This window comes from Nitrospira sp. (assembly GCA_029194535.1).
Classification (GTDB): Bacteria; Nitrospirota; Nitrospiria; order Nitrospirales; family Nitrospiraceae; genus Nitrospira_C.
This window is the reverse complement of record JARFXR010000001.1, coordinates 589,564-601,948: the sequence shown is the minus strand read 5'-3', so window position 1 is coordinate 601,948 and position 12,385 is coordinate 589,564. Positions and strand designations below refer to the sequence as shown.

At 57.4% G+C, this 12,385-nt stretch carries 13 protein-coding genes; 6 read left to right on the top strand and 7 right to left on the bottom strand.

Going from position 1 to position 12,385, the window contains the following annotated elements; genetic code table 11:
- Nucleotides 1-17: 17 nt before the first annotated feature.
- Entirely contained in the window at nucleotides 18-380 is a 363-nt protein-coding gene (locus P0111_02785) for a hypothetical protein (protein ID MDF0642933.1), read from the bottom strand.
- A gap of 232 nt (nucleotides 381-612) precedes the next feature.
- Between P0111_02785 and P0111_02780 the strand changes: the two genes are divergently transcribed.
- Complete coding sequence (locus P0111_02780; GenBank protein MDF0642932.1) at nucleotides 613-1,395, top strand: YkgJ family cysteine cluster protein; 783 nt, start codon at nucleotides 613-615, stop codon at nucleotides 1,393-1,395.
- An 80-nt stretch (nucleotides 1,396-1,475) separates the two neighbouring features.
- Entirely contained in the window at nucleotides 1,476-2,096 is a 621-nt protein-coding gene (gene thrH, locus P0111_02775; GenBank protein MDF0642931.1) for a bifunctional phosphoserine phosphatase/homoserine phosphotransferase ThrH, read from the top strand.
- A 325-nt stretch (nucleotides 2,097-2,421) separates the two neighbouring features.
- Here thrH and P0111_02770 read toward each other — a convergent pair whose 3' ends face one another.
- From P0111_02770 to P0111_02750, 5 genes are all read right to left on the bottom strand, one after another.
- Nucleotides 2,422-2,841, bottom strand: coding sequence for a hypothetical protein (locus P0111_02770; protein ID MDF0642930.1), 420 nt, complete (start codon nucleotides 2,839-2,841; stop codon nucleotides 2,422-2,424).
- 111 nt (nucleotides 2,842-2,952) lie between these two features.
- Nucleotides 2,953-4,653: an alginate export family protein gene (locus P0111_02765; GenBank protein ID MDF0642929.1), complete on the bottom strand. Its 1,701-nt coding sequence runs from the start codon at nucleotides 4,651-4,653 to the stop codon at nucleotides 2,953-2,955.
- Between the two features lie 381 nt (nucleotides 4,654-5,034).
- The gene (locus tag P0111_02760) at nucleotides 5,035-5,334 is read right to left on the bottom strand and encodes a twin-arginine translocase TatA/TatE family subunit (protein MDF0642928.1); all 300 of its coding nucleotides are present in this window, start codon (nucleotides 5,332-5,334) and stop codon (nucleotides 5,035-5,037) included.
- A gap of 109 nt (nucleotides 5,335-5,443) precedes the next feature.
- Nucleotides 5,444-5,710: a twin-arginine translocase TatA/TatE family subunit gene (tatA, locus tag P0111_02755; protein ID MDF0642927.1), complete on the bottom strand. Its 267-nt coding sequence runs from the start codon at nucleotides 5,708-5,710 to the stop codon at nucleotides 5,444-5,446.
- A gap of 179 nt (nucleotides 5,711-5,889) precedes the next feature.
- Nucleotides 5,890-7,311 (bottom strand): SAM-dependent methyltransferase, encoded by a 1,422-nt coding sequence (locus P0111_02750; protein MDF0642926.1) that lies wholly within the window; start codon nucleotides 7,309-7,311, stop codon nucleotides 5,890-5,892.
- Between the two features lie 211 nt (nucleotides 7,312-7,522).
- On the opposite strand from P0111_02750, the gene P0111_02745 reads away from it, so the two are divergent.
- From P0111_02745 to P0111_02730, 4 genes are all read left to right on the top strand, one after another.
- Entirely contained in the window at nucleotides 7,523-8,107 is a 585-nt protein-coding gene (locus P0111_02745; GenBank protein MDF0642925.1) for a hypothetical protein, read from the top strand.
- 292 nt (nucleotides 8,108-8,399) lie between these two features.
- Complete coding sequence (locus P0111_02740; GenBank protein ID MDF0642924.1) at nucleotides 8,400-9,143, top strand: glycosyltransferase family 2 protein; 744 nt, start codon at nucleotides 8,400-8,402, stop codon at nucleotides 9,141-9,143.
- Between the two features lie 27 nt (nucleotides 9,144-9,170).
- Entirely contained in the window at nucleotides 9,171-9,476 is a 306-nt protein-coding gene (locus P0111_02735; GenBank protein ID MDF0642923.1) for a lipid-A-disaccharide synthase N-terminal domain-containing protein, read from the top strand.
- A 45-nt stretch (nucleotides 9,477-9,521) separates the two neighbouring features.
- Nucleotides 9,522-11,267, top strand: a complete 1,746-nt coding sequence (locus tag P0111_02730; protein MDF0642922.1) for a glycosyltransferase family 39 protein — start codon at nucleotides 9,522-9,524, stop codon at nucleotides 11,265-11,267.
- Nucleotides 11,268-11,270: 3 nt separating this feature from the next.
- Here the strand turns inward: P0111_02730 and P0111_02725 are convergent, their stop codons facing one another.
- Nucleotides 11,271-12,371, bottom strand: a complete 1,101-nt coding sequence (locus P0111_02725) for a phosphatase PAP2 family protein (GenBank protein ID MDF0642921.1) — start codon at nucleotides 12,369-12,371, stop codon at nucleotides 11,271-11,273.
- Nucleotides 12,372-12,385: the final 14 nt, after the last annotated feature.

The following is a 12,385-nucleotide window of genomic DNA, read 5'->3' as shown; positions in this document are numbered from 1 at the left end:
CTCATGCCCTGCCTGCCCTAGCTTCTGTCCTCAAGAAAATCCACCAGTGCTCGGTAGGTGATCTCACGAATACGCGCCTTGGAGAGAACCGATTCGCCGCTGTTGACCTCCAACCATACCCGTTGGCCCACCCAGATGCGTCCTTCCTCGCACTGGGTCCAGATCTCGTGAAGAAAATCAGGCGGAAGTCCGACCTGAATACCCTCGGACTCGATCCGGTCATCGAGAATCGCCAAGAGATCTGAGATCGCCTGGTCGGACCGGTACGGAACGGGCGCGAACCCGAATGATGCCTCGGCGCTGGACTCCTGCCGAGCCTGCTCGACAAGGTCATGCATGTACTCTTTCAACAAGCCAATCACATGCCCCGACCACGCCATACCCGCTCCTCGTCCGGCATTATGAGGATTGCCTGAAGACGGAGCAAGACGAAATGATCGCCATGTGATTGCCCGGCTTCGGCCTCCTCTCGAACATCCCTTCGTCGGTTGACCCTCTCGCTGACGGTTACTTATGATGCTCGTGGATAGCAAGTTGCTACCGGTAGTCTCCCAATCGAAAGCGGGTCGCCGCGCGCGGATGTTCAGTCAGCGGAGGCCAGGAAAGGGGTGCATGACGGAGCGATTTGAGGTCACGTTGAACACCCCTGCCGGTCGCTTGACGACGGCACTCGACGTTCCGACGGAATTCATCCCGATTACTGCCGTCGTGCCGATCGCCCGTCGATTAGGCGAAGAGGCCGGGCATCTTGAGGAACATCACGCGCGAGAAAGGGGGCGGACGATCTCCTGTCGAATGGGCTGTGCCGCCTGTTGCCGCATGCTCGTGCCGGTCTCCCCTCCGGAGGCATTCGCCCTCAGACACTACGTCGAACAGCTTCCCGCAGCACGGCAGACCTTGGTGGCCAAGCGCATCGCCGAGAGTCAGGCGACGTTGCAAACTCATGAGCTGTGGGAGCGCTTGTGGGCGGTCGCTGAGGCCGACAGTGCCGTGCCTGATGAGGAATTGGACCCGCTCAACCGGGCCTATTACGCGCTGCGCCACGCCTGTCCCTTCCTCGAAAATGAGATGTGCAGCATTTACGAGGCCCGCCCCGCAGCCTGCCGGGAGCTTCAAGTCACGTCCCCGGCGGAATACTGCGCGGACCTCGTCAACAACCCGGTGGTTGCACTACCTGTTTCGATGAGGATCGGAACTGTACTGGGCCTATTGTGGGGGAGCTTGACCAGGACCCCTCCCAGGCTCATTCCTCTACCAATCGCGCTCGGCTGGGCCGCCAAGCATGAGGAAGCCGCCGGGCGAACCTGGCCCGGATCACAGCTGATCGATGAATTGCTCGATAAAATATGGCGTTTTCTCAGTCAGGAATTTGAAGCAAGAAAGTCCAAGTCGTGACGTGTGCCGCCGGACGAGCCGGAGCCCCAATCGCGTGAGGAAGCGCTCCGCGCTCGTCGACACACAGAGAAAGGAGCAGCATGGAGAAACCCGTCATCGCCTGCCTCGACCTAGAGGGCGTCCTGGTACCGGAAATTTGGATCAACGTGGCGCTCAACACCGGCATTGAGGAATTGAAGATCACCACTCGTGAGATGCCCGATTACGACACACTGATGAAACGCCGGCTGGCGATTCTCGAGCAACACGGTATCACCATCGCCGAGATTCAGTCGGTGATTGAAAAGATGGGTCCGCTCGAAGGGGCGTCCACTTTTGTCGGTTGGCTGCGACAGCGCTGCCAGGTCATCATCCTCTCAGACACGTTCTATCAGTTCGCCCTGCCGCTTATGCGGCAGCTGGACTTTCCAACTCTCTTTTGCAATCAGCTGGAGATCGATCGCCACGGGAAGATTCTCGCCCACCACATGCGGATGCCGAACCAAAAAAAGCATTCGGTTGCGGCTTTCAAGTCATTGAATTTCTTCACCATAGCAGCAGGAGATGCCTACAACGACACCGCCATGCTCGGCGAAGCCGATGCAGGCTTCTTCTTCCGCCCGCCCGATCACCTCCCCAAGGAGTTCCCTGAGTTCGCGGTCACAAGGACGTACGAAGAGCTGCAGGCGGAATTTAGCAAGGCGGGGCATCTGCCCTCATAACCCGACCTGATCGCACCACGTCGGACGTGGCGATCTAGGAGGAACAGCTTGCAGGCTTAGTTTTGCAGAATGGGCGGAGGATAGCGGTATGGTTATGGCCACTCGCTTCACGACGCTCAAAACCGGCTTGCACTGTAGGTATGCCGCTGGGCTACGGGGTGAGGGGTGATAGGAAGAAAGCACATCTCCGGAGGGTTTCACCGGAGATCGTTCGATAAAAGGGATCTAGCCGGATCCACAGCGGGGCTTTGGTTCATTGTTTGTGCGAAACGCGCAACAGGCGAGACGCCCAATTCTCCGCGTCCCGCCTGTCTCGCAACGATCGCTATGGCGCCACGTAGCTGCCGTACTTCGGCACCTGACCGCAGGGCGCATCGGTCTTGTTGGCCGCTTGGCAGAGATTATATAGAGCCCCCTGGGCCTTCAGGCGGGCTTCCTTGTGCATACCTCCCTTGCCGAAATCCACCGCCATTTGCAGCAAATGCTGCGCGCGCGGATTGGCACCCCCTGCCTCGTTCAAGGCCTGTTGCAACTTCTCCGTTGCGCTGGCGATGACCGACACATCCGATCCCCAGCGCTTACCCAGGTCAGCGGTCGTCCGTTTCCCAACACCAGGGACGTCGGTAAGTTCGACAATGGCGTCGTTGGTCAGGGAAATGGCATCGGCTCGCACCACCGGCACGGAAACCAGGTTCAACCCTGCGAGGGTCAGTCCACTCAGAACGAGCATCAATTTATGTTTCATAGACGGTCTCCCTTTCTATAACGAGTGACGGGCGACGAGTGAAAGACGATGAGCCCTGCGATATGGATTCATCGCATCGATTACTCGTCATGAATCACCTGCTCACGGTTACTAGAAATTCATCCAGAGTTGGACATATGCCCAGTCCTGGCCTGTGCTGTTTCCGAGGTTCTCGGCGATGTAGCCGCCGGCCCAGAGGTGTCCGTAGGTCGCTTGAAACGACACCTTGCCGTCGGCAAACATCCTGGTCCAGCTGACGTCCAATTCATCGCCGATATGCGTCTTAGTATTGCCGTTCTTGGAGAAGACGTACACGCCCTGTGCACCACGATACCAGTTGTCACGCGCATTTGCCAGGTTCAGGTTGGTGTACCACACTTCCACGTGGTCCCGAGTCGACGGCCGGAACTGAACGTTGGCCGACGGGCTGAGCATGTTTTTCCAGGCCTGGACGTCCATGTAGCCCATGTGGATGTGGTTTGTGGGGAAGAAGTTTTCAAACGTATTTGCCGTGCTGCAGTTTGTATTGCTTCCCGCGAGAGTACAATTGGACCTGCCATCGCCGGAAGCGTAGTCAAAGTTGAAGGCCACACGGGGCTTCCAGGCATGTTGATAATGTGTGTAGCCGATCCAGTTTCTGGTCGCCCAGGCATTGATATGAAGATTCTTCTGGTTCCCATACCCGTTCTGAATCGCGTTGGCTCCACTGGCACCCATTTGACCGAACTGCCAGGCGACTTCGTTGATGGCGTCGAAGTTGCCCTTCCGCATTTCGATCCGGTTGCCGATCATATGACGGGTTTGGTTTGAATGCTTGGCCGTACCGAGACCCTGTCCCCCGTTATCCAGCGAGTTGTAGTTGTTCTTGTAGTACACGTAAAACGGCTCGATCAGGAACCCCGGAATCGACTTCAACTGGTTATAGAAGATGATCATATCGGCATCGATATTGGCGCTGCCGTTGTTGAGCGTACTCCCACCGGGATTAGCAATATTGTTCTGTCCACTACCTACAGGAGCAGCCTGTCCAATGTCAGACTCCGAATTGCGGAACCACCCGAGGTAGGAATCGAAGGTCTTGGTACTGTAGCTCAGCATGACACCGTCATGGGAGTAGCCAGTGTTGGCCCAGTCGAAGTGCCCGAACAGCGAATGGTTGCCGAAGATGACATATTGCCGACCGGCCTTGATGCTCAGACCCTGCACGCCACCGAGATTCCTGACCAACATGTAGGCGGCACGGACGCCGAGGCGGCCGTTGTTCCCACCACCACCCGCGACTCCGCCGTTGTGATTCAAGGGATCGCCACCATTCCCGGCATTCAGATTGCTTCCATTACCGCCCCAGGTCGCGGAATCGATGATTTCCATATAGAAATTCACGTCCGGAGACAGATCATAACCGATACCCAGCCGCACCCACTGTTGCACGAAGAAGTCGTTGGCTTTTCCCTGGGTGCCGTTGGCGAAATTTCCGCCGAACGAGTTACAGGCACCGTTGCCCGGATTGCCCGGCATGGCATTGCCGAAGCAGACGGCGTTCCGCATTTCCGGTCGGACGCGCACGTCGGCGCGCATCCAGAAATTCTTGATATCGAAGTTTCGGCCGATGGCTGGGTCGTAGATTTCGTAAGCTTCCTTTTGCGGCATGGCACGAGGGATGGCGGGGAGGTTCGTAATCCGTTCACCTTCCGGTAGTTCGAAACCAGCCTGGGCTGGGACACTCACGAGAGAGATGCCTGCTGCCATGACGGCCGCGCTGAAGAAGGTGGCCACGCCGGCCCACCCTGTCCGACCTAGGATACTTCTCATAGCGTTCCTCCTGTGAATTGGATAGCAACCAACACCTGACCGACAGTGCCTGGCTGCCGACTTGACATCCAACTGCGTGTCATATCGACAAGTTTCCTTTTCGGTTACTCGCCCGGAAGGCCGCTGTGCCCACGCCTTCCGCTACTACCACCGCCTGTCACTTTCTGTTACTTTCTCACCAACGCTCTACCCGAGCCAGCAATATCACGTTTCCTGAATACGACGCCGTACTCAGCCCTGCCGTCGTCGGATCACTTGAGCGGTGGTCACCCCCTTCCCACGATTCATGTCCCTTGCGTGCCTCTTCATGCGTCGCAAGAAACGGTTTGCTGACTGGTTGATTGTCGGCCGCTTTCGTCGTTGGGCCGCGTCATTCGTACGTCAAGCCTGAGTACCGGTTCCCGGGCTTCCGGCTGGCTTTTCGACCGGCGTCGTGGCCGCATTGATTTCCTCTTCAGCCTCCTTCATCGAGGCCTGGAAATCCTGTTCAACCATCTTGACCTCCTGCTGAATCATGTTGAGTTCCGGCTCAACCGATTTTCTGAGGTCTTCCGCCGTTTCCTTGAAACCTTTGACCGCCTTGCCGACCTGTCGACCGACTTCGGGCAACTGTTTAGGGCCGAACAATAAGAAGGCGATGACCAGAATAATCAGTATTTCGCCGGCACCCAGCCCGAACATGCTTGGTCATGCGTAAAACGGAGTGCGTCGCGCGAGAAGCAACAGAGGGAAGCGTCGGTTTCCTCTTGGCGCTTCACGCTTCACGCTCACGCTTCACATCTCCTCTAAGCTATCCTTGTTTCACTTGCTGTCCCTGCTGCGCCGGAGCATCAGCGGAGGACGTCGTGTGATTCTGCGTGACTTGTTGTTGTATGGGCGGTGGGGCATCGGGCGGGGGCGTGACATCGATGGCATCCGCCTCATTCACGCTTTTCTTGAACCCTTTGATCGCTTTTCCAAGACCTTCGCCGAGCTGTGGAATCTTCCCCGCCCCGAAAATGATCAAGACGATGATCAATATCAGGAGCAATTCCATCCATCCGAACGACCCGAACATCCTGGTACTCGCTTTCCTCTTCGTCCCACAGCTCCTGGGAGAAGCCGGAGACTCTCACGGGCACAAAACGCGGGAAACGACAGGCGAACGGCGAGGAGGCTATAGTAGAATTACAGATTAGTCAAGTCTAATTTGAAGGCTTCGGTCTTTCGAGGCCGGGCAAACAACGACGGGAGGAGTCAGCGACGCATCAGCAGGTGAAAGTAATCCACCGGACTCGGCGGAGCCGTGAGTGCGATGAGAAAAGAGTGCGGGTCGTAGCCAATTTCTTCGAGATTTCTCGAGGCGCCGGTCAGTTCCTCTTCAGTCAGATACGCGACCGTATCCGACACACCGGTGGCCTTCAAGCCATCGACCAGCGCTTGCATGCCGTCACGCTCGTCCGCTGGCGTGTCTGCGCTGAGCGGAAATTCGATCTTCCTCTCGTATGGGCTCTGATAAACCTCATCTAGGGCCCGGATGGTTTGAAGCATCAACCGATCCTGTTCCCAGGGTTCCATCTTCGTCCCGGCGGACGGATGGGTCGCCAAGAGATCCATGAGGGTCAGGACATTGGTTCTCAGGCTACGCCCGATGAACTCTCGCTGACTTTCTACCATCACCTTGTCCGCGCCCAGTTGCTTACCGACCGCTTCCACAAGGGGGAAATTCACCATGTAGCTCTGCTGCCCCCCGAACTGGCCGGAGCACGGCTTATTGGGATCATTGAGCACCTTGAGGTCCGTACTGCCCGCATCGAAGCTACTGAATCCCACTGCATCGGGAGCCAGGAGACGTTTGGCCTCCCTCAAGGTCATGAACGCGCCGATATTGACCGGGACGACGACTTGTTCATCGATGCGTCGGAGGAATTCCGTGACGGTCTTACGGTGAGGAGCCTCCTTCCAGTCAACGGTTCGATACTCCCGTTCCCACACGAGGTCGTCGAAAAACGGAGGAAACCGTCTGAGTGTCTCCACGTCCTTCGCATCAAACGCTCGCACAAACGCCGCCCAATCATCGACCTTGGCATGAAGCGCATCACTGAGATTGGGACGCAGGAATTCTTCCTCGATGTCTCCGGCCTGCCGGCACATCAGCTTGGTGGGTAAATCGTTCCAGAGTTCGTTGCAGATAATCCGATCCACCGTTCCCTCAGTGATACCGGGGAGGCGGTCGACTGTCGTACAGAGAGGTACAATTCGATCACGATGCTGGGCCAAGGCGGGAGACGCGATCGCTCCATCCAAGAGGGATTGTTCCCAATCCACCATCACATAACGAATCCGCCGATAGACCTGCTCTTGTTTGTCGAGCATCTGGATATGCGACAGGAAACAGGCCGCCAGATTCCCGTTGCCGGGCCCCCATTCCATGACCGTCAGAGGGTTCGAGTCGTTCGTGGCACGCGACAGAGGGGCATCCCGCTTCAAGATCTTCTCAAAATAGTCCGTAGCAAGGGCGTGGGCCAACCGATAGTCGGCCGATGCAAAGGTTTGATAAAAGTTCCGGATTTGATTGCTCCGGAACCTATAGAAGAGCTGATTGACGTGGACTTGCCATTGATCAACTGGCTTGTAGTCGCCGATCAGTTGGGGAAGCGCATCTGCGTCTTGCAACATCGTACACCAAGTTATGACACGCCGCCTTAGGACTCGCGCGTCGTGACACCTATGTGAGCACCGTGACGCTGTGCAATCACAAATACTAGCAGATGACCCAAAACCGTCGCAATGGGTGGGCATCGCTCCATCAGACTCGCAGACTCGGCAAGAATCTCCGGACCTCCGGGCGCAGCTTGACAGCCTCCACCTGCCGGTGTACGAGATCATCATGCACCCGGTTAGTTGGTCTCTCCTTCGCTTGACGATGACGTTTTCAGTCGGATGCCTCCTGTGTTTCCAAACCCTATCGATCGCGGTCGGAGAAGAAATTCCCCTCACCAAGAATTCATCCATTTCCGAGTTTCAGAATCGATCAGAAGAGGTCCAGCCCTACGACTTCGACGCCCCGCCGAAAGGCATGTTCAGGGACATCACCTTGGCAGAAGGATTCGACGAGGAACTTGGATTCCGCCGAACCCACGAGATCGTGCCGATCAAGCCGACGGACAAGTTCCTCCCCGGCACAGCAGGCATTTTTGTCGTCTTTCAGCTGCACCAGCATTATCAAGCCTTCCAGGTCTTCGGTCGGTGTTTTCCCGAGGCAGTCGCCGGTTTGAATCCCGACACGATGATCGGCCAAGACGCCATGTATATCGCACTCGAGGACGAATCGGGCTACCTTCGGCTGACTCCTCCTGCTGGCGGGTGGAAGCCGGGCCGCTACAAGGTCGAAATCCACGCGGGGGAACAAATCAACGAAGTGTCGTTGATGGGAACGATGCGCTTCACGGTCGTGGCAGATCTGAAGCAGTAACCCGCCCGCGCATCAGACCGCATCTGTCGTGCGATGAGATCGCTTTCGTACTCTCGTCCGCGCCAAACTCGTGACCGACAGTATGATCAGTGCCCTGTATGCTCCAAGCACATCAGCCGATCGGTCTTGTCACCAACCATTCTGGCATCGAGACTTTCACTGATCGTCATGTCATTCGCATCTGAATTGAGTGAGCCAGCCGCAGGGCACGGTTTGACGGTCCGTGAGGCATTCTGTAGAATGAACACGTGATCGCGTTGTTCCTCATGTGTGCGACGATTCCCCATTCTGCATGAGTGCCCCTCATCCATGGGCTTCAGTCCTTGTTCCGGTGAAGGACGAGATCGAGAATCTCACGCCCTTGATTGAGGGCCTCCTCAAGGTGATGCGCTCTCACAGCCACTCACGCAGCCGGCCCTTCGAGATCATCCTAATTGATGACGGGAGCACAGACGGAAGCAGCGAGTTGATGGACCAATTCGCCATGAGGCACCCTGAAGTTCGGGCGATTCATTTTGATCAGAACTACGGCAAGACGGCAGCATTGGATGCCGGCTTCAAACAATCCTCTGGGGAAACCATCATCCATATCGATGCCGATCTCCAACAAGACAGCCACGATATTCTATTGATGCTGCCGCTCGTGGAGGCTTATGACGTCGTATGCGGATGGAGGAAAGACCGTCAGGACAACCTCGTGCGCAAGCTTTCTTCGCGCATCGCCAACTTCGTTAGAAATATTTTTACCCGCGACGGCATTCACGATACGGGATGCCCCCTAAAACTATTCCGCCGACCGGTTTTGGATAAACTCTACCTGTTTGAAGGTATGCACCGCTTCTTTCCGGCGCTGGCTCTAATGCACGGGTTTACCATCACGGAAATCCCGGTCCGCCATTATCCGCGCATCCATGGAGAGTCAAAATACGGAGTCGGCAATCGGCTGTTTAAGAGCCTCTACGACCTGATCGCGGTCCGGTGGATGCACCACCGCGTGTTGCGATACCGCTATCAATCGTCTCCTGTCGCCAAGTAACCAAGCGGTCACCATTCAGAATTTGCCATGTCCAGCACGGAAGCCATCTGGATCGCAATCGGGTTCTTGGGCCAGGGCCTGTTCTTCGGCCGTTGGGTCGTTCAATGGATCGCCTCAGAACGGACGGCGAAGAGTCAGGTCCCGGTCGCGTTCTGGTATATGAGTCTTATCGGGGGCCTGATTACTCTCGCGTATGCCATTTATCGCAGGGATCCCGTGTTCATTGCCGGGCAAGGAGTCGGAGCTCTGGTCTATGTCCGGAACCTCATGTTGATTCATCGATCCACTCACGATCAGACCGCACAACGCCCATCCTCAGTCGGTAACTCCTGATCAACCGTGTCACTGCACCCGAACCCCTCAGCGGAGCCGATACCGATGGCCAAGCACCTGGTGAACCTTGCAATCCTCCTGGCGCTGGCCGGAACGCTCCTCTTCATCGGGCTGGGCTCGATCGGACTCACCGACCGGGATGAGGGTCGCAACGCGGAAGCCGGTCGAGAAATGCTGGAAACCGGCGATTGGATTACGCCGACGTTCAACTATGAACCGCGCTTCTATAAACCGGCGCTGGTCTACTGGCTGATGAGCGGATCTTACTCTCTCTTCGGAGTCAACGAGTTCGCCGCCAGATTTCCCTCCGCGCTGTTCGGCACCGCACTCATCCTGGTCCAATATTGGTTCTCCGTGTGTTGGCAGGCCCCCCATATTGGATTGTTCAGCGCCCTCATGCTGTTGCTCAACATTGAGATGATCGGACTGAATCGCATGGCTCTGACGGACAGCGTGTTGGTGTTCTTCACGACAACGGCGCAGTTCGCATTCTGGGCAGGTTTTCACGGAATGGGAGGCCGATATTGGATGTGGTGGTTTTATGTCGGGATGGGTATTGCGACGCTGGCCAAAGGACCGGTCGGCTTCATCGTCCCACTAATCACCATGATCCTCTATCTCTCGTTCACGCGGCGGTGGGCGGAATACTGGCGTAAGGGCTACCCTCTTTTCGGCACCGGCCTGTTCCTCCTGCTCACTCTTCCTTGGTATGGCACGATGTTGGTCATTCACGGCTCAAACTATGTGACGATTGCCAAGGCCCAGACAGTGGGCCGTTTCATGGCGCCCATGGAAGGGCACGGCTTCGGCCTATTCTTCTACGTGCCTGTTCTGTTGCTGGGATTTTTCCCGTGGAGCGCCCTTCTGCCAATGTCGTTGTACGGTTGTCTCAAGGCGTGGCGGGCGTCGCGCAGGACGGGAATGACTGCTCCGCAACTGGCCTCCTCAGGGGTCGAGACTGCACCCAACGAACTCGAGTTGTTCGCCACGCTCTGGGTGATCGGGTCATTTGTGTTCTTCACGCTCTCCTCCACAAGACTTCAACACTACATCGCCCCCCTCTTTCCGGCAGCGGCTCTTCTCGCTGCGGCCTACTGGCACCGAAGCTTGGTCGACCCGGCAACCAAAGGGGTGCGCGCCGCGATTCATCTCATGATGGGCTTGGGATTTCTGTTGGCGCTGGGGCTATCGGCGATTCCGTGGATCTATTCCCGCCTGTCCGACAAGATGCTGAAAGAATTCCCCTCTGCCGGACTTCTCGACCCCAGCGCGTGGGATGCGGGGCCCTATGCTGCCGCGCTGGTCTTGCTGATCGGAATGGCGTTGGTTGGGTATTGGGGCTTACACGAACAGCGGCGCGCTGGAGCATTCTGGGCGGCTGGTGGGACGCTGGCCATTGTCGCGCTGATCGCCCTCAGGCTCAGCCTGCCTCTGATAAACCACTACTTCATCGCTCCACCGCAGGAGCTGGCCTACGCCGCCGGCGTCAACCTGCGCCCGTCCGATCATTTCGTGGTCTATGGGGCGACCAGACCTTCGACCATCTTCTACGCCAGACGACAGGCCGTCTTCGTGCCCTTTGGCGAAGAAGAGACGATCCGTCTCACCCTGGCCAAACCGGGCCGGACCATGGTCTTGCTTCCGGAGCGTTTTCGATCGAACCTTCCAGCCGAGGCCGATCAGCTGGTCCCGCTCCTTCGGCGTCACGGCTATCTCTTGCTGGCAAATCAGCCGATGGTGACCATTCCGCAAGGAGCGGCACCTCCTCCCTCCGATCTTTCTCCTCATTGACGCCTACGGCAGCGGCAGTAGTCCTCTCATCTCTAGGCTTGCCCATAGCCCAAAAAGAATGAGCAGACAGAAGAGCACCTCCTCAGCTGGAGTCCGAGCAACGGCCATTCCATCATCTGCAACCGGTGGAGCGACGGTCCAGGATCGGAGCCAAGTCGCCAGGCCGGCACAGAGCGCAGCGGACGACATCCACGCAGATCCTGTGGCCATGACCAAACCCAATCCCATCAACCCTCTGAGCGCACCTCTCGGAAGAGGCCATCTTACCATCGGCCTGACGGCCAGCCATACGTATCCGGCAAACGTGGCTGCCGTCAACAGAAACCCGCCGATTATCAGGAGCGGACCCGGCCATTGAACCGAGCAAGTGCGGCCCATCACCCATATGGCGGCCGACACGCCAACGCAGAACGGAGCGAGAGACGCCAGTGCCGATCCGAGAGACGATCGCCAGGCTCGCCAAGGATGGGCGGCCACGACACCGACCAACCAGCCAAGCGCCGCACCGCCAACCGTGTCGGTCAGAAAATGCGCACCGCGGAGAATTCGACTCGCGGCTATGGCTACGGCCGCTCCGATGAAGATCCAACGTCCCCTGGGAAATCTGACCGCGAGGACGGCGGCGATCGCCACAGCCGACGTGGCGTGTCCGGATGGAAACGAATCCCATCCACTGCCACCGAAGGGAGAGAGATCGAACGCGCCGGTGTGGATGAACTTCGGCCGTGGTCTACCGACCGCGTGCTTGATAAGGTTGCTCAATGCCGCGACAATTCCATGAGCCACCAGAGTTTGCCACCCGGCGAGCTTCACCTCTGTGCGTTTCAGCTTTCCCCCGACGAGCAGCAGAAGCAGGCTGAGCGCGACCAAGGACTCTCCTCTGCCGAGCCGATCACCGATATCGCTGAAATACGCAAGCCAGGGGTTCGGAAGATACCCGACGGGGTGATACAACGACCGAACAAACTTCGTCAGTGGGACATCGAGTTCGAGCAAGCCCAAGAGGGTCAGCGCGACGGCCGCACCTGAGCAAAGGACGGAGGCAAGAAAGACAACTCCGGTCGAATCGGCAGCCGATGATCTTGCCGACGTGTCTCCTGTCACGCAACGCCTCGTCC

Excerpts from the sequence above, each read along its gene's own strand:
- P0111_02785 (MDF0642933.1), bottom strand. The coding sequence starts at position 380 with ATGGCGTGGTCGGGGCATGTGATTGGCTTGTTGAAAGAGTACATGCAT.
- P0111_02780 (MDF0642932.1), top strand. The coding sequence starts at position 613 with ATGACGGAGCGATTTGAGGTCACGTTGAACACCCCTGCCGGTCGCTTG.
- thrH (MDF0642931.1), top strand. The coding sequence starts at position 1,476 with ATGGAGAAACCCGTCATCGCCTGCCTCGACCTAGAGGGCGTCCTGGTA.
- P0111_02770 (MDF0642930.1), bottom strand. The coding sequence starts at position 2,841 with ATGAAACATAAATTGATGCTCGTTCTGAGTGGACTGACCCTCGCAGGG.
- P0111_02765 (MDF0642929.1), bottom strand. The coding sequence starts at position 4,653 with ATGAGAAGTATCCTAGGTCGGACAGGGTGGGCCGGCGTGGCCACCTTC.
- P0111_02760 (MDF0642928.1), bottom strand. The coding sequence starts at position 5,334 with ATGTTCGGGCTGGGTGCCGGCGAAATACTGATTATTCTGGTCATCGCC.
- tatA (MDF0642927.1), bottom strand. The coding sequence starts at position 5,710 with ATGTTCGGGTCGTTCGGATGGATGGAATTGCTCCTGATATTGATCATC.
- P0111_02750 (MDF0642926.1), bottom strand. The coding sequence starts at position 7,311 with ATGTTGCAAGACGCAGATGCGCTTCCCCAACTGATCGGCGACTACAAG.
- P0111_02745 (MDF0642925.1), top strand. The coding sequence starts at position 7,523 with ATGCACCCGGTTAGTTGGTCTCTCCTTCGCTTGACGATGACGTTTTCA.
- P0111_02740 (MDF0642924.1), top strand. The coding sequence starts at position 8,400 with ATGAGTGCCCCTCATCCATGGGCTTCAGTCCTTGTTCCGGTGAAGGAC.
- P0111_02735 (MDF0642923.1), top strand. The coding sequence starts at position 9,171 with ATGTCCAGCACGGAAGCCATCTGGATCGCAATCGGGTTCTTGGGCCAG.
- P0111_02730 (MDF0642922.1), top strand. The coding sequence starts at position 9,522 with ATGGCCAAGCACCTGGTGAACCTTGCAATCCTCCTGGCGCTGGCCGGA.